Annotated in this window: 14 protein-coding genes; 10 read left to right on the top strand and 4 right to left on the bottom strand. The window is 58.7% G+C overall.

All coding sequences use genetic code 11. From position 1 onward, the window contains the following. Positions 1–45: 45 nt before the first annotated feature. Entirely contained in the window at positions 46–2,151 is a 2,106-nt protein-coding gene (locus ACM6IR_RS24745) for a molybdopterin oxidoreductase family protein (RefSeq protein WP_414910108.1), read from the bottom strand. 126 nt (positions 2,152–2,277) lie between these two features. Beyond that, the gene (locus ACM6IR_RS24740; RefSeq protein ID WP_414910177.1) at positions 2,278–2,421 is read right to left on the bottom strand and encodes a hypothetical protein; all 144 of its coding nucleotides are present in this window, start codon (positions 2,419–2,421) and stop codon (positions 2,278–2,280) included. A gap of 403 nt (positions 2,422–2,824) precedes the next feature. Here ACM6IR_RS24740 and argF point away from each other — a divergent pair, with 403 nt between their 5' ends. Both argF and ACM6IR_RS24730 read left to right on the top strand, forming a co-directional pair. Then, complete coding sequence (argF, locus tag ACM6IR_RS24735) at positions 2,825–3,745, top strand: ornithine carbamoyltransferase (protein ID WP_414910107.1); 921 nt, start codon at positions 2,825–2,827, stop codon at positions 3,743–3,745. Next, positions 3,742–4,851, top strand: coding sequence for an ABC transporter ATP-binding protein (locus ACM6IR_RS24730; RefSeq protein WP_414910106.1), 1,110 nt, complete (start codon positions 3,742–3,744; stop codon positions 4,849–4,851). The genes argF and ACM6IR_RS24730 overlap by 4 nt, the downstream gene beginning before the upstream one ends. Positions 4,852–4,963: 112 nt before the next feature. On the opposite strand, the gene ACM6IR_RS24725 is transcribed toward ACM6IR_RS24730, so the two are convergent. Together ACM6IR_RS24725 and ybaK are read right to left on the bottom strand one after the other, a co-directional pair. Beyond that, positions 4,964–5,746 (bottom strand): PhzF family phenazine biosynthesis protein, encoded by a 783-nt coding sequence (locus ACM6IR_RS24725; protein ID WP_414910105.1) that lies wholly within the window; start codon positions 5,744–5,746, stop codon positions 4,964–4,966. Positions 5,747–5,852: 106 nt separating this feature from the next. After that, positions 5,853–6,323, bottom strand: coding sequence for a Cys-tRNA(Pro) deacylase (ybaK, locus tag ACM6IR_RS24720; protein WP_414910104.1), 471 nt, complete (start codon positions 6,321–6,323; stop codon positions 5,853–5,855). 370 nt (positions 6,324–6,693) lie between these two features. Here ybaK and ACM6IR_RS24715 point away from each other — a divergent pair, with 370 nt between their 5' ends. The 8 genes from ACM6IR_RS24715 (at position 6,694) to ACM6IR_RS24680 (ending at position 15,516) form a co-directional block, all read left to right on the top strand. Continuing rightward, a complete protein-coding gene (locus ACM6IR_RS24715; RefSeq protein WP_414910103.1) occupies positions 6,694–7,545 on the top strand; it encodes an MIP/aquaporin family protein in 852 nt (283 codons plus the stop codon). Between the two features lie 75 nt (positions 7,546–7,620). Continuing rightward, positions 7,621–9,126, top strand: coding sequence for a glycerol kinase GlpK (gene glpK / locus ACM6IR_RS24710; RefSeq protein ID WP_414910102.1), 1,506 nt, complete (start codon positions 7,621–7,623; stop codon positions 9,124–9,126). A 95-nt stretch (positions 9,127–9,221) separates the two neighbouring features. Further along, positions 9,222–9,977 (top strand): DeoR/GlpR family transcriptional regulator, encoded by a 756-nt coding sequence (locus tag ACM6IR_RS24705; RefSeq protein WP_414910101.1) that lies wholly within the window; start codon positions 9,222–9,224, stop codon positions 9,975–9,977. Positions 9,978–10,270: 293 nt separating this feature from the next. Then, a complete protein-coding gene (gene glpD, locus ACM6IR_RS24700; protein ID WP_414910100.1) occupies positions 10,271–11,809 on the top strand; it encodes a glycerol-3-phosphate dehydrogenase in 1,539 nt (512 codons plus the stop codon). A gap of 452 nt (positions 11,810–12,261) precedes the next feature. Next, entirely contained in the window at positions 12,262–13,176 is a 915-nt protein-coding gene (locus ACM6IR_RS24695; protein WP_414910099.1) for a glutamate/aspartate ABC transporter substrate-binding protein, read from the top strand. A gap of 191 nt (positions 13,177–13,367) precedes the next feature. Next, positions 13,368–14,114: an amino acid ABC transporter permease gene (locus ACM6IR_RS24690; RefSeq protein WP_201120422.1), complete on the top strand. Its 747-nt coding sequence runs from the start codon at positions 13,368–13,370 to the stop codon at positions 14,112–14,114. Continuing rightward, positions 14,114–14,785, top strand: coding sequence for an amino acid ABC transporter permease (locus ACM6IR_RS24685; protein ID WP_414910175.1), 672 nt, complete (start codon positions 14,114–14,116; stop codon positions 14,783–14,785). The genes ACM6IR_RS24690 and ACM6IR_RS24685 overlap by 1 nt, the downstream gene beginning before the upstream one ends. Beyond that, complete coding sequence (locus ACM6IR_RS24680; protein ID WP_414910098.1) at positions 14,782–15,516, top strand: amino acid ABC transporter ATP-binding protein; 735 nt, start codon at positions 14,782–14,784, stop codon at positions 15,514–15,516. Before ACM6IR_RS24685 ends, ACM6IR_RS24680 begins: the two co-directional genes overlap by 4 nt. Positions 15,517–15,555 lie beyond the last annotated feature (39 nt).

Here is a 15,555-nt window from a genome sequence, read left to right as displayed (position 1 = left end):
TAACGGAAACCCGAGCGCCATGCTCGGTCTCCCCGACAGACTCGATCAAGCCGCCGCCACGGTCACCGGCACGCCGTTCAACGCCGCATTTCCGGACAACTCATCGAGCTGACACTCGTCAGTCAAGTCGTTGGCGCTGGCGCCTGGCTGGCCACTGGCAATCGTCATCTGCACACCCGGCCGCGCATGCCCCCAGCCGTGAGGAAGACTGACCACCCCTTTCATTATGTCCAGACTGCCCAGCACTTCAACCTCGATCATGCCGACCCGCGAACTGACTCGTACTCGCTGCCCATCGATGAGCCCCCGGCTCGCCAGGTCAGCGGGGTGCATCAACAATTGATGGCGCGGCTTGCCCTTCACCAGACGGTGGTAATTGTGCATCCACGAGTTATTGCTGCGCACATGGCGACGGCCAATCAACAACAACTCATCGGCAACCGGCGCTTGCAACGCCGCAAAACGAATCAGGTCAGCGAGGATCGGTGCAGGCGCTGCCTGAACTCGTTGATTGACGGTTTTCAGCCGTGGCGCAAGGTTGGATTTCAACGGCCCGAGGTCAACGCCATGCGGGTGTTCGAACAACGTTGCCACAGACAACCGGTGTTCCGAGGCATCGCCATACAACCCCATTCGCAGGCCACGGTCGATCATCTGCGCGGGTGCAACAGTCGGTTTCAATTCCTTGCCGGTCTTCGCCGCAAAAGCCTTGGCCAGCCCCACGAAGATCTCCCAGTCATGCAGAGCCCCTTCGGGTCTGGCCAGGATCGTGCGATTGAACCGGCTGACGTTACGCACCGCAAACATATTGAACGTGGTGTCGTAATGATCGTTTTCCAGGGCCGAGGTGGACGGCAGGATCAGGTCGGCATACCGCGTGGTTTCATTGATGTACAGGTCGATGCTGACCATGAATTCCAGACCGTCCAGAGCCTGCTCCAGTTGCCGGCCATTGGGCGTGGACAGCACCGGATTGCCCGCCACGGTGATTAATGCGCGAACTTGCCCCTCCCCTTCGGTGAGCATCTCTTCGGCCAGCACCGACACCGGCAGCTCGCCGCTGTATTCAGGACGCCCGGACACCCGGCTTTGCCACAGATTGAAATGCCCACCCGAGGTCGACGCGACCAAATCCACCGCGGGTTCGGTGCACAGCGCACCGCCCACACGGTCGAGATTGCCGGTGACCAGATTGATCAGCTGTACCACCCAATGACACAAGGTACCGAATGCCTGGGTCGAAACGCCCATGCGACCGTAGCAGACGGCGGTCGGTGCCGCCGCGAAGTCCCGCGCCAGTTGGCGGATCTGTTCGGCCGACACCGCGCACAGCGGGCTCATCGCTTCGGCGGTGAAACTCGCGACCGCCTCACGCACCTGATCCAGACCGTCCACCGGTAAATGACTGTCGCGGGTCAGGCCTTCAGCGAACAAGGTATTGAGTAGCCCGAACAACAATGCCGCATCGCCTCCCGGGCGCACGAACAGATGCTGATCGGCAATCGCCGCCGTTTCGCTACGGCGCGGATCGACCACCACCACTTTGCCGCCCCGGGCCTGAATGGCCTTCAGGCGTTTTTCCACATCCGGCACGGTCATGATGCTGCCGTTGGAGGCCAGCGGGTTGGCGCCCAGAATCAGCATGAAGTCGGTGTGATCGATGTCCGGTATCGGCAACAGCAAACCGTGGCCGTACATCAAATGGCTGGTCAGGTGATGCGGTAGCTGGTCGACCGATGTTGCGGAAAACCGGTTGCGGGTTTTCAGCAGGCCAAGAAAGTAATTGCTGTGGGTCATCAGCCCGTAGTTATGCACGCTGGGGTTGCCTTGATAGACCGCCACCGCATTGTGCCCATGCCGCTCCTGAATCGCTGCCAGACGTTCGGCGACAAGGTTGAACGCGTCTTCCCACTCGATGGGTTGCCATTCGCTGCCGACACGCTGCATCGGCTGGTGCAGGCGATCCGGATCATTCTGAATGTCTTGCAGGGCAACAGCCTTGGGGCAGATGTGCCCGCGGCTGAAGGTATCCTGAGGGTCACCCTTGATCGACGTGATCTGTACGCCGCCGTCGACCTCGGTGGTTTCGATGGTCAGGCCGCAGATGGCTTCACACAGGTGGCAGGCACGGTGATGGAGAGTCTTGGTCATGGCCATCTCAGTCTTGTTCTGGGCGGGCGATGTCGGCCGCGGAAACAAAACTATGGCGCGTGCCCCGCCACTGCGCCAGCGACGTTCATCTTGTGAATCGGCAGCCATCAGGCCAGCCGATGGCTGTCAGGGATCGGTTCGATGCAACCGGCGCGGCGCCTGCGCCCGGATCTCCTTGAGGGTTTCGATCTGCTCGTGGGCGACGTGCACACCCGTGAGTTCGCCGACCAGTCGCCAGTGTTCGTCGAGCCCGGTACTGATGGTTGCCATGCGGTTGATCATGCGTCGGCCGGCTTGGTTATAACCCAGCACTTTGCTTTAGCAAATGTTTCAGACCCGACATCTTTTGCGCAAAAACCTGGAATACCGGGTCAGAAACCGACCGTTGCTATGCTGTACCCGCCCCGTTTGATTGCAAAGCCCCGCGAGCCCAGTGTACAAATGGCTGGCGGTTGTCAGGAAACAGGCTTCAAAAGCGCTACCGCGGTCACCCCGTAGCCTCTCTGAAATCCCCTAAAAACCGTAGCCCTATTGGTAAGACGCGACATTTAATTATAAGATCGCGCCTTCCCCTATTTCGTCGCCCCGTGCGGCTTACGCCGCAGGTCTCGCCCGTTGTTCCGTTAAACAAGGCTTTGAGCATCTGCGGTTTGTAGCAAAAAGGTAGTCAATGATGAGCGCAAGGCACTTTCTCTCCCTGATGGATTGCACGCCCGAAGAGCTGGTCAGCGTGATCCGTCGAGGCGTTGAGCTCAAAGACCTGCGTAACCGCGGCGTACTGTTCGAGCCTCTGAAAAACCGCGTGCTCGGGATGATTTTCGAGAAGTCCTCGACTCGCACCCGTATTTCGTTCGAAGCCGGCATGATCCAGCTCGGCGGCCAGGCCATATTCCTGTCGCCGCGCGATACTCAACTGGGCCGTGGCGAGCCGATCGGCGATGGCGCAATCGTGATGTCGAGCATGCTCGATGCCGTGATGATCCGTACCTTTGCCCACAGCACCCTGACCGAATTCGCCGCCAACTCCCGCGTGCCCGTGATCAACGGCCTGTCCGATGACTTGCACCCGTGCCAGTTGCTGGCCGACATGCAGACATTCCTCGAACACCGCGGCTCGATTCAAGGCAAAACCGTGGCCTGGATCGGTGACGGCAACAACATGTGCAACAGCTATATAGAAGCGGCGATCCAGTTCGACTTCCAGTTGCGCATTGCCTGCCCGGAAGGTTACGAGCCTAACCCGGAGTTCGTGGCCAAGGCCGGCGATCGGGTGACCATCGTTCGCGATCCTAAAGATGCGGTTCGCGGCGCCCACCTGGTGAGTACCGACGTCTGGACCTCCATGGGCCAGGAAGAGGAAACCGCCAAGCGCCTGAAGCTGTTCGCACCGTACCAAGTCAACCGTGCGCTGCTGGATCTGGCCGTAGACGATGTGTTGTTCATGCATTGCCTGCCGGCCCACCGTGGCGAAGAGATCAGCGTCGACCTGCTTGACGACAAGCGCTCGGTCGCCTGGGATCAAGCCGAAAACCGCCTTCACGCACAAAAGGCCCTGCTCGAGTTTCTGGTCGAACCGGCGTACCACCACGCATGAGCCAGCCGTTACTGCTGAATCTGCGCAACCTCGCCTGCGGTTACCAGGACCAACGGGTCGTGCAGAACCTCAACCTGCATTTGAACGCGGGCGATATTGGTTGCCTATTGGGTTCTTCGGGCTGCGGCAAGACCACCACCCTGCGGGCCATCGCCGGATTTGAACCGGTGCACGAAGGTGAGATCACCTTGGCTGGCGAGACAATCTCCAGTGCCGGTTTCACCCTCGCGCCGGAGAAGCGCCGGATCGGCATGGTGTTTCAGGACTACGCGCTGTTTCCGCATTTGAGCGTCGCCGAAAACATCGCCTTCGGGATCCGCAAGCATCCGCAAAAGGAGCGCGTCACCGAAGAACTGCTCGAACTGGTCAACCTGAAAAACCTCGGCAAGCGCTTTGCGCATGAACTGTCCGGTGGTCAGCAGCAACGGGTTGCACTGGCCCGCGCCCTGGCGCCGGAACCGCAACTGTTGCTGCTCGACGAACCCTTCTCCAACCTCGACGGCGAACTGCGACGCAAGCTCAGCCATGAGGTACGCGACATTCTCAAGGCCCGCGGCACCAGTGCGATTCTGGTGACCCACGACCAGGAAGAAGCCTTCGCCGTGAGCGATCATATTGGCGTTTTCAAGGAAGGTCGGCTGGAACAGTGGGACACGCCCTACAACCTGTATCACGAACCGCTGACGCCGTTTGTGGCCAGTTTCATTGGCCAGGGTTACTTCATTCGCGGCCAGCTGAACACTCCGGAATCGGTGCAGACCGAGCTCGGTGAATTGCGCGGCAATCGTGCTTACACCTGGCCGATCGGTGGCGCCGTGGACGTGTTGCTGCGACCGGACGATATCGTTTACGCACCGGACAGCACGCTCAAAGCGCGGATTGTTGGCAAGAGCTTCCAAGGGGCGTCCACCTTGTATCGCTTGCAGCTACCGACAGGCGCACAGCTTGAGTCGATATTTCCAAGTCATGCTGATCATCAGGTGGAATCGGTAGTAGGCATTCGTGTCGCGGCTGAACATCTGGTGTTGTTCCAGGCATCCGGTAGCACGGCGGCGCATATTCCGCTTGTGGAATCAGCTGTCCGCCGCTACGGCACCGCCAACTAACACCGAAACATGTAGGAGCGAGGCTTGCCCGCGAAGGCGTCAGTTCAATCAATGATTATGTCGGCTGACACGACGCTTTCGCGGGCAAGCCTCGCTCCTACAAAAATCAGCATCAACCCAGCAATAGTGTTCCACTCGCGACCAGCGTCGCAGCGCCGCCAATTTTTACCCGATCACCTTCCAGCCGGCAGAACAATTCCCCGCCTCGCGCCGAGCACTGATACGCGGTCAAACTCGACTTGCCCAAACGTTCCGACCAGTACGGGATCAGGCTGCAATGGGTGGACCCGGTCACCGGGTCTTCGTTGATGCCAATCGCCGGGGCAAAGTAACGAGAAACAAAATCGTGCTTGCTGCCCTGCGCCGTCACGATGGCGCCCAGCCACGGCAGTTTCGCCAGGGCAATCATGTCCGGCTGACAGTCGAGCACCGCTTGCTCGGACTCCAGCACCACGAACAACTCATTCGAGCCCAGCACATCGACCGCTTTAACACCCAGCGCGCGCTCGACATCCAGGGTCACGTCCACTTCCGATGGCTTGATTGCCGGAAAGTCCAGCCACAAGCGATCGCCCTCTCGACTCACGCTTAATGGGCCGGACTTGCAGACAAAATCCAGCCGCTCGACGGGCTCTTTGTAGATTTCGAATAGCACGTAGGCACTGGCCAGCGTCGCATGACCACACAACGGGACTTCGGTAGCCGGCGTAAACCAGCGGATACGCCAACCCTGCCCTTCGCGCACCACGAAGGCGGTTTCGGCGAGATTGTGTTCGGCGGCAATCTTCTGCATCAACTCATCGCTGAGCCAGGCGTCGAGCCGATACACCATTGCCGGGTTGCCACTGAACGGGCGATCACTGAACGCATCGACCTGATGAAATTCAAGCTGCATAACCTTCTCCTTAAGTCCGGTTAGCGAGCATGAATGCGCGATCAATCACATACCAGTGACAGAGCAGGATAATTTTTGCCATACAGCACCAGCCGGCGTTCGCGAATCAGGCGCGACCGATATCGGCAAATTTCGCCTGGGTGTGCTCGGCCAGCACGGCCGGTGCCAGCTCCACTTCCAGCCCGCGGCGACCGGCACTGACAAAAATGCTGGCGAAGGGTTGGGCAGAGCTGTCGATGAAGGTGCGCAAGCGCTTCTTCTGCCCCAGCGGGCTGATCCCGCCTAACAGGTAACCGGTGGATCGTTGAGCCGCGGCGGGGTCGGCCATTTCGACCTTTTTCACACCGGCAGCGTGAGCCAGAGCCTTCAGGTCCAGACTTCCGACGACCGGTACCACCGCTACCAGCAATTCACCTTTCTCACTGGCCGCCAGCAAGGTCTTGAACACCTGCGCCGGGGCCAACCCCAGTTTTTCCGCGGCTTCCAACCCATAGGACGCTGCCTTGGGATCATGTTCGTAACTGTGCACGCGATGTTCGGCACGAACTTTTTTCAACAAATCCAATGCGGGGGTCATGACAGCTCCAGACTCGGCGGCAGTAGAAAGAATCCTGCGCTGGATTCTAGGTCATTGATCGATAAAAGGCTCTATTGCGGCGTTAATTCAGAGGTTTGACGAGACTTGCTGCCGCTCGTCCATGGCCAGCGTGCCGGGTGACCGAAGCGATCATCCATGTGGCTAATAGTTAAAATGTGACTGATGGTTCACTTTCGACCTTTGACATCAGCGTTTCTTGTCTATATTTTTTCGAATCTGAATATTGCACGAAACGCCTTACCGCAGCACCCGGCAGTAAACCGAGGCCAGTTGGGGATCCAGACTCGGTAAAAATTACGCTTTGTCCTGGGAGGACAAGCGTCAAACAACAACAAAAATCGAGGTTTCAATGACAAACGCCTTACAACAACCATCGCTCTCGAGCCAATGCATGGCCGAGTTCCTGGGTACTGCGCTGCTCATTTTTTTTGGTACAGGTTGTGTTGCCGCGCTCAAGGTCGCGGGTGCCAGCTTCGGCTTGTGGGAAATCAGCATCATCTGGGGCGTTGGTGTAAGCATGGCGATCTACCTGACCGCCGGGATTTCCGGGGCTCACCTCAATCCTGCCGTCAGCATCGCCCTGAGTATTTTTGCTGACTTCGAAAAACGCAAACTACCGTTCTATATTCTTGCTCAAGTGGCGGGGGCCTTTTGCGGGGCCTTGTTGGTTTACACGCTATACAGCAATTTATTCTTCGATTTCGAACAAACTCACCATATGGTCCGTGGCACCCAGGTCAGCCTCGAATTGGCTTCGGTGTTCTCCACCTTCCCGAACCCGGCCTTGTCCACGGCCCAGGCCTTCCTGGTTGAAGTGATCATTACCGCCATCCTGATGGGCGTGATCATGTCCCTGACCGACGACAATAATGGTCTGCCAAAAGGCCCGTTGGCCCCGCTGCTGATCGGTCTGCTGATTGCGGTGATTGGCAGCTCGATGGGCCCGCTGACCGGTTTTGCAATGAATCCGGCGCGCGACTTCGGCCCCAAGCTGATGACTTTCTTCGCCGGCTGGGGTGGAATTTCCTTCACGGGCGGGCGTGATATCCCGTATTTCCTGATTCCGATCTTTGCACCGATTGTCGGTGCCTGCCTCGGTGCCGCGGCTTATCGCGGGCTGATTGCCCGCCATCTGCCCATTGCCATAGCGGCTACAAAGGACGCAGCACCCGCCATTGACGGCAAACCAAGAACTTCTTGATACCGTAGGCGCGTTGTCCTGCCCATTTGATCGCGCGCCGACCTCACTCCCTTTATTTCGTCCAAGGCAATCGACATGACCGACACTCAGAATAAGAACTACATCATTGCCCTCGATCAGGGTACGACCAGCTCTCGCGCGATCATTTTCGACCGTGACGCGAACGTGGTCTGCACCGCCCAGCGCGAATTCGCCCAGCACTACCCGCAAGCCGGTTGGGTTGAACACGACCCGATGGAAATCTTTGCCACCCAAAGCGCCGTGATGGTCGAAGCCCTGGCTCAAGCCGGCCTGCATCACGACCAGGTCGCGGCCATCGGCATCACCAACCAGCGCGAAACCACCGTGGTCTGGGACAAGACCACTGGCCGCCCGATCTACAACGCGATTGTGTGGCAGTGCCGCCGCAGCACCGAGATCTGCCAGCAACTCAAGCGTGACGGTCACGAGCAATACATCAGCGACACCACAGGCCTGGTCACCGACCCGTACTTCTCCGGCACCAAGCTCAAGTGGATACTCGACAACGTCGAAGGCAGCCGCGAGCGTGCGCGCAACGGCGAACTGCTGTTCGGCACCGTCGACAGCTGGCTGATCTGGAAATTTACCGGCGGCAAGGTGCACGTCACCGACTACACCAACGCCTCGCGCACCATGCTTTTCAACATCCACACGCTCGAGTGGGACGCGAAAATGCTGCAGGTGCTGGATATCCCGCGCGAAATGCTCCCCGAGGTTAAATCTTCGTCCGAAATCTACGGCCACACCAAAAGCGGCATTGCCATCGGCGGTATCGCCGGCGACCAGCAGGCGGCCCTGTTCGGCCAGATGTGCGTCGAACCAGGCCAGGCAAAAAACACCTACGGCACCGGCTGTTTCCTGTTGATGAACACCGGCGACAAAGCCGTGAAGTCCAAGCACGGCATGCTCACCACCATCGCCTGTGGCCCGCGTGGCGAAGTGGCCTACGCCCTGGAAGGCGCAGTATTCAATGGCGGCTCCACAGTTCAGTGGCTGCGTGACGAACTGAAAATCATCAACGACGCCCACGACACCGAATACTTCGCCAACAAGGTCAAGGACAGCAACGGCGTGTACCTGGTCCCGGCCTTCACCGGCCTGGGCGCTCCGTACTGGGACCCGTATGCCCGTGGCGCGTTGTTCGGCCTGACCCGCGGCGTACGCGTGGATCACATCATTCGGGCAGCGCTTGAATCGATTGCCTACCAGACCCGCGACGTACTCGACGCGATGCAACAGGACTCCGGCGAACGCCTCAAGTCCCTGCGCGTGGACGGCGGCGCGGTGGCCAACAATTTCCTGATGCAGTTCCAGGCCGACATCCTTGGCACTCAGGTCGAGCGTCCGCAAATGCGCGAAACCACGGCGCTGGGTGCGGCGTATCTGGCCGGCCTGGCGTGCGGTTTCTGGGGCAGCCTGGATGAGTTGCGCGGCAAGGCGGTCATCGAGCGCGAATTCGAACCGAACCTGGACGAAACCGCGAAGGAAAAACTCTACGCTGGCTGGAAAAAAGCCGTTAGCCGCACCCGTGACTGGGAGCCGCATGAAGGCGCTGAATAAGCCAGGCTGAGTACTCGTATCAGTATGTAACTGGCAGGGAGTGGATTCGTGCGGCATCATGGGCAAATTTTGCACGGCAGCCCAAAGGAAGCCCCATGAATCTGCCTCCCCGTCAGCAGCAAATCCTCGAGCTGGTCCGCGAACGCGGTTATGTCAGCATCGAGGAAATGGCTCAGCTGTTCGTCGTCACACCGCAAACCATCCGCCGCGATATCAATCAACTGGCGGAAGCCAATTTATTGCGTCGCTACCATGGCGGCGCAGCCTACGACTCCAGTGTCGAAAACACCGCCTATGCCATGCGCGCCGATCAGATGCGCGACGAAAAACAGCGTATCGGCGAAGCCATTGCGGCACAGATTCCCGATCACGCCTCGCTGTTCATCAACATCGGTACCACCACCGAATCGATTGCCCGGGCGCTGCTCAACCATAGCCATCTGAAGATCATCACCAACAACCTGCATGTAGCCTCAATGCTCAGTGCCAAGGACGACTTCGACGTGCTGCTGACCGGGGGCAATGTGCGGCGTGATGGCGGCGTGGTCGGCCAGGCCAGCGTCGACTTCATTAATCAGTTCAAGGTCGACTTCGCGCTGGTCGGCATTAGCGGCATCGATGAAGACGGCAGCCTGCTGGACTTCGATTATCAGGAAGTTCGGGTGTCGCAGGCGATCATCGCCAACGCGCGACAGGTGATTCTGGCGGCGGACTCCAGCAAATTCGGGCGCAACGCCATGATTCGTTTGGGGCCGATCAGCCTGATCGATTGCCTGGTGACGGATCAGCAGCCGGTGCCGGCACTGGCGCAGTTGTTGAGTCAGCACAAGATTCGGCTGGAAGTGGTTTAACCACCCCATCCTCGTCGCCTGTATCGACGCTTTCGCGAGCAGGCTCGCTCCCACTAAGGTCAGCGCAACTCTTGTGGGAGCGAGCCTGCTCGCGAATACGGGCACGTATACACCACACCTTCCGCGGCTTACCGCGCATCTGAATGTTCGAATTTTTTCCTTTTGCCGCCCCTCGATCAGTTTTTTCAATCGAAACTGACTGGCCGCGCGCGTCTTTATGGGCTACCATTTTCGTAAATGAACATTAATGTTCGAAATCAAATACAGAAATCAAAAAAGCCCGAGGCCAGCCGATGCCCACTTCTACCTTGCCTACGCCCCCTATCGCTGAGGTTTATGACATCGCCGTCATCGGTGGCGGGATCAATGGCGTGGGGATCGCAGCGGATGCCGCCGGTCGCGGCCTCTCGGTGTTCCTTTGCGAAAAGGATGACCTGGCCAGCCACACCTCGTCGGCCAGCAGCAAGTTGATCCACGGCGGCCTGCGCTACCTCGAACATTACGAATTCCGCCTCGTGCGAGAAGCGCTCGCCGAGCGTGAGGTGTTGCTGGCCAAGGCGCCGCACATCGTCAAGCAAATGCGCTTCGTGCTGCCGCACCGTCCGCACCTGCGTCCGGCGTGGATGATCCGCGCCGGTCTGTTCCTGTATGACAACCTCGGTAAGCGGGAAAAGCTCGAAGGGTCAAAAAGCCTGAAGTTCGGCCCGGACAGCCCGCTCAAAAGCGAAATCACCAAAGGCTTCGAATACTCTGATTGCTGGGTCGACGATGCGCGCCTGGTGGTGCTGAATGCCATAGCCGCCCGCGAACAAGGCGCCCATGTTCATACCCAGACTCGTTGCGTCAACGCTCGTCGCATCAAAGGGTTGTGGCACCTGCACCTGGAACGAGCCGATGGCAGCCTGTTTTCAATCCGCGCCAAAGCGCTGGTCAACGCGGCAGGGCCATGGGTGGCCAAGTTCATTCGTGACGACTTGAAGATGGAATCGCCCTATGGCATTCGCCTGATCCAGGGCAGTCATCTGATCGTGCCAAGACTGTACGAAGGCGAGCACGCGCACATTCTGCAAAACGAAGATCAGCGCATCGTGTTCACCATCCCGTACCTGAACCACTTCACCCTGATCGGCACCACCGACCGCGAATATACCGGTGACCCGGCTGCAGTTGCGATCACCGAAGGTGAGACCGATTACCTGCTGAAGGTCGTCAACGCCCACTTCAAAAAGCAGATCAGCCGCGACGATATCCTGCACAGCTATTCCGGCGTTCGACCGCTGTGCAACGACGAGTCCGACAACCCGTCGGCCGTCACCCGCGACTACACCCTGGCGCTGTCGGGCAATGGCGAAGAAGCGCCGCTGCTGTCGGTATTCGGTGGCAAGCTGACCACTTACCGCAAGCTGGCCGAGTCGGCCCTGGCGCAACTGGCGCCGTACTTCAAGCACATCAGGCCAAGCTGGACGGCCAGCGCTACGCTGCCGGGCGGCGAAGACATGACCACCCCGCCGGCGCTGAGTGCTTTGATCCGCGACCAATTCGACTGGCTGCCGACTGAAATCTCGCGTCGCTGGGCTACCACGTACGGCAGCCGCACCTGGCGCATGCTTGAGGGCGTACAAAGCCTGAGCGACTTGGGCGAACACATCGGCGGCGGACTCTACACCCGCGAAGTCGATTACCTGTGCCGCGAAGAGTGGGCGACCACGGCGCACGACATTTTGTGGCGGCGCACCAAGCTCGGCTTGTTCACGACCGCAGCGGAACAGCAGAAACTGGCGGATTACCTGGGCAAGCTCGAGCAGAATCGCAGCAAGATCGAAGCGGCCTGATCGGAAATCCGGTTAACGAAAAGCCCCTGAATTTCACGATTCAGGGGCTTTTTACATCCCGCCAGACACTACACGCCCTTGCAGGAGCAGCCGGTCGACGCTCGATTGCTCGCGATGGTGCGTCAGCCGACATCAACTTATCTGACACACCATCGCGAGCAAGCTTCGCTCCTACAAAGAGGGGTGATCCATAGATTGCATTCGGTTTTCCGAACGCGACCTGTCAGTCGATTCGGTTAACCGGATTATTGAAAGCAAAAAATCGCCTCTAAAATATTTAATATCCTTATAAATCAATATCTTGACCCATACCGCCTGGCCTGGCACGAGTCATGCTCTACACTCTTGACGAATACCTGCCGTCCGGCCCTTTCAGGGACCCGCCAGGCATTTGAAGCACAAAAGGGCCGATGAACTGGCTCCATAAAAAAAACAATGTCGAGGAAAATTTGATGCGCATCGTTCCCCACATCCTGGGCGCAGCCATTGCTGCCGCTCTGATCACCACGCCAGTTTTCGCCGCCGAACTCACCGGCACCCTGAAAAAGATCAAAGAGTCCGGCGTAATCACCCTCGGGCATCGTGACGCCTCTATTCCGTTTTCCTATATCGCGGACGCTTCCGGCAAACCGGTCGGCTATTCCCACGATATCCAGTTGAAAATCGTTGAAGCCATCAAAAAAGACCTGGACATGCCGAACCTCCAGGTCAAATACAACCTGGTCACTTCGCAAACCCGTATCCCGCTGGTGCAGAACGGCACCGTGGACGTCGAGTGCGGCTCCACCACCAACAACGTCGAACGTCAGCAGCAAGTTGACTTCTCCGTTGGCATCTTCGAAATCGGCACCCGCCTGCTGTCCAAGAAAGGTTCCGCGTACAAGGATTTCGACGACCTCAAGGGCAAGAACGTCGTGACCACCGCGGGCACCACGTCCGAGCGCATCCTCAAGTCGATGAACGCCGACAAGCAAATGGGCATGAACGTCATCTCCGCCAAAGACCACGGCGAATCCTTCCAGATGCTGGAATCGGGTCGTGCCGTTGCCTTCATGATGGACGACGCCTTGCTGGCCGGTGAAGCGGCCAAGGCCAAGAAGGCCGATGACTGGGTTGTTACCGGCACCCCACAGTCCTACGAAATCTACGGCTGCATGGTCCGCAAGGGTGACGAGCCGTTCAAGAAAGCTGTAGACGACGCCATCGTGGCGACCTACAAGTCGGGCGAGATCAACAAGATCTACGAAAAATGGTTCATGCAGCCAATCCCGCCGAAAGGCCTGAACCTGAACTTCCCGATGAGCGATGAGCTCAAGAAATTGATCGCCAATCCGACCGATAAAGCGGCTGACGACAAGAAATCCTGATTTCTGACTAACCTTATCTCCTGACAGGGCCACGGCCCTTTCAGGAGGTTGTCACTCCCTGCTGGCATTTTTGGAAACACTCGAACCGGTGGCTGTCGAGCCGTACGTGTGTGTCTGATCGTCATGATCGGGCGGGAAAGGAACTCCCCAGGCGGGCATTTGTACATCGATCGATCTGAGGGGAGACCCTAATGAATTACAACTGGGACTGGGGCGTGTTCTTCAGGTCCACCGGCATTGGCAGCGAGACGTATCTCGACTGGTACATCGCCGGCTTGGGCTGGACCATCGCTATCGCCGTCGTGGCATGGATCATCGCCCTGCTGCTGGGCTCGATTCTGGGCGTCATGCGCACCGTACCGAACCGCATCGTATCGGGCATCGCGACCTGCTACGTCGAACTCTTCCGTAACGTGCCGCTGCTGGTTCAGCTGTTCATCTGGTACTTCCTGGTGCCCGACCTGCTGCCGCAAAACCTTCAGGACTGGTACAAACAGGATCTGAACCCGACCACCTCGGCTTATCTCAGCGTGGTCGTTTGCCTGGGTCTGTTTACGGCCGCCCGCGTTTGCGAACAAGTGCGCACCGGCATCCAGGCGCTACCTCGCGGCCAGGAAGCCGCCGCTCGCGCCATGGGCTTCAAGCTACCGCAAATCTACTGGAACGTGCTGCTGCCCCAGGCCTACCGGATCATCATTCCGCCGCTGACCTCGGAATTCCTGAACGTGTTCAAGAACTCCTCCGTCGCCTCGCTGATCGGCCTGATGGAGCTGCTCGCGCAGACCAAACAGACTGCCGAGTTCTCCGCCAACCTGTTCGAAGCCTTTACCTTGGCGACGCTGATTTACTTCACCCTGAACATGAGCCTGATGCTGCTGATGCGCGCGGTCGAGAAGAAAGTCGCTGTACCGGGCCTGATCTCCGTAGGGGGTAAATGATGGAATTCGACTTCTCGGGCATCATCCCGTCCCTGCCGGGTATGTGGAACGGCATGGTCATGACCCTCAAACTGATGGCCATGGGCGTCGTCGGCGGGATCATCCTCGGCACGATCCTGGCCCTGATGCGCCTGTCCCACAACAAGCTGCTGTCGAACCTTGCCGGCGCCTACGTTAACTACTTCCGCTCGATCCCGCTGCTGCTGGTCATCACCTGGTTTTACCTGGCGGTGCCGTTTGTGCTGCGCTGGATCACCGGCGAAGACACCCCGATCGGCGCGTTCACCTCGTGCATCGTGGCCTTCATGATGTTCGAGGCCGCGTATTTCTGCGAAATCGTCCGCGCCGGCGTGCAGTCGATTCCCAAGGGCCAGATGGGCGCAGCGCAGGCCTTGGGCATGACGTATGGCCAGATGATGCGGTTGATCATCCTGCCGCAAGCGTTCCGCAAGATGACGCCACTGTTGCTGCAACAAAGCATCATTTTGTTCCAGGACACCTCGCTGGTTTACGCGGTCGGCCTGGTTGATTTCCTCAATGCCTCGCGTGCCAGTGGCGACATCATTGGCCGCTCCAATGAGTTCCTGATCATCGCAGGGCTCACGTACTTCATCATCAGCTTTGCCGCCTCGCAGCTGGTCAAGCGTCTGCAAAAAAGGTTTGCCGTATGATCTCTATCAAGAACGTCAACAAGTGGTATGGGGACTTCCAGGTACTGACTGATTGCAGCACCGAGGTCAAAAAAGGCGAAGTGATTGTGGTGTGCGGGCCGTCAGGTTCAGGCAAGTCCACGCTGATCAAATGCGTCAACGCCCTGGAACCGTTCCAGAAAGGCGACGTGGTGGTCGATGGCACGTCCATCGCCGACCCGAAGACCGACCTGCCGAAACTGCGCTCGCGCGTTGGCATGGTGTTCCAGCATTTCGAATTGTTCCCGCACCTGACCATCACCGAAAACCTGACCATTGCGCAGATCAAGGTGTTGGGCCGCAGCAAGGAAGAAGCCACCAGGAAAGGCCTGCAACTGCTTGAGCGCGTCGGCCTCTCTGCCCACGCCCACAAGCACCCGGGCCAGCTCTCCGGTGGTCAGCAGCAGCGTGTGGCCATTGCCCGCGCGCTGGCGATGGACCCGATCGTCATGTTGTTCGACGAACCGACCTCGGCGCTCGATCCGGAAATGGTCAACGAAGTGCTCGACGTAATGGTGCAACTGGCCCACGAAGGCATGACCATGATGTGCGTGACCCACGAAATGGGCTTCGCCCGTAAAGTGGCGGACCGGGTGATTTTCATGGACCAGGGCAAGATCATCGAAGACTGCCAGAAAGAAGAGTTCTTCGGCGACATCAACGCCCGCGCCGAGCGCACACAGCACTTCCTCGCCAAGATTTTGCAGCACTAAGAAAGACACCGCTCCCCCCCCTGTAGGAGCGAGCCTGCT

This window comes from Pseudomonas sp. IT-P253 (genome assembly GCF_949768125.1).
Lineage (GTDB): Bacteria > Pseudomonadota > Gammaproteobacteria > Pseudomonadales > Pseudomonadaceae > Aquipseudomonas.
The sequence above is the reverse complement of the archived record's forward strand: the minus strand, read 5'-3'. Positions and strand labels throughout refer to the sequence as shown.

Excerpts from the sequence above, each read along its gene's own strand:
- ACM6IR_RS24745 (WP_414910108.1), bottom strand. The coding sequence starts at position 2,151 with ATGACCAAGACTCTCCATCACCGTGCCTGCCACCTGTGTGAAGCCATC.
- ACM6IR_RS24740 (WP_414910177.1), bottom strand. The coding sequence starts at position 2,421 with ATGGCAACCATCAGTACCGGGCTCGACGAACACTGGCGACTGGTCGGC.
- argF (WP_414910107.1), top strand. The coding sequence starts at position 2,825 with ATGAGCGCAAGGCACTTTCTCTCCCTGATGGATTGCACGCCCGAAGAG.
- ACM6IR_RS24730 (WP_414910106.1), top strand. The coding sequence starts at position 3,742 with ATGAGCCAGCCGTTACTGCTGAATCTGCGCAACCTCGCCTGCGGTTAC.
- ACM6IR_RS24725 (WP_414910105.1), bottom strand. The coding sequence starts at position 5,746 with ATGCAGCTTGAATTTCATCAGGTCGATGCGTTCAGTGATCGCCCGTTC.
- ybaK (WP_414910104.1), bottom strand. The coding sequence starts at position 6,323 with ATGACCCCCGCATTGGATTTGTTGAAAAAAGTTCGTGCCGAACATCGC.
- ACM6IR_RS24715 (WP_414910103.1), top strand. The coding sequence starts at position 6,694 with ATGACAAACGCCTTACAACAACCATCGCTCTCGAGCCAATGCATGGCC.
- glpK (WP_414910102.1), top strand. The coding sequence starts at position 7,621 with ATGACCGACACTCAGAATAAGAACTACATCATTGCCCTCGATCAGGGT.
- ACM6IR_RS24705 (WP_414910101.1), top strand. The coding sequence starts at position 9,222 with ATGAATCTGCCTCCCCGTCAGCAGCAAATCCTCGAGCTGGTCCGCGAA.
- glpD (WP_414910100.1), top strand. The coding sequence starts at position 10,271 with ATGCCCACTTCTACCTTGCCTACGCCCCCTATCGCTGAGGTTTATGAC.
- ACM6IR_RS24695 (WP_414910099.1), top strand. The coding sequence starts at position 12,262 with ATGCGCATCGTTCCCCACATCCTGGGCGCAGCCATTGCTGCCGCTCTG.
- ACM6IR_RS24690 (WP_201120422.1), top strand. The coding sequence starts at position 13,368 with ATGAATTACAACTGGGACTGGGGCGTGTTCTTCAGGTCCACCGGCATT.
- ACM6IR_RS24685 (WP_414910175.1), top strand. The coding sequence starts at position 14,114 with ATGGAATTCGACTTCTCGGGCATCATCCCGTCCCTGCCGGGTATGTGG.
- ACM6IR_RS24680 (WP_414910098.1), top strand. The coding sequence starts at position 14,782 with ATGATCTCTATCAAGAACGTCAACAAGTGGTATGGGGACTTCCAGGTA.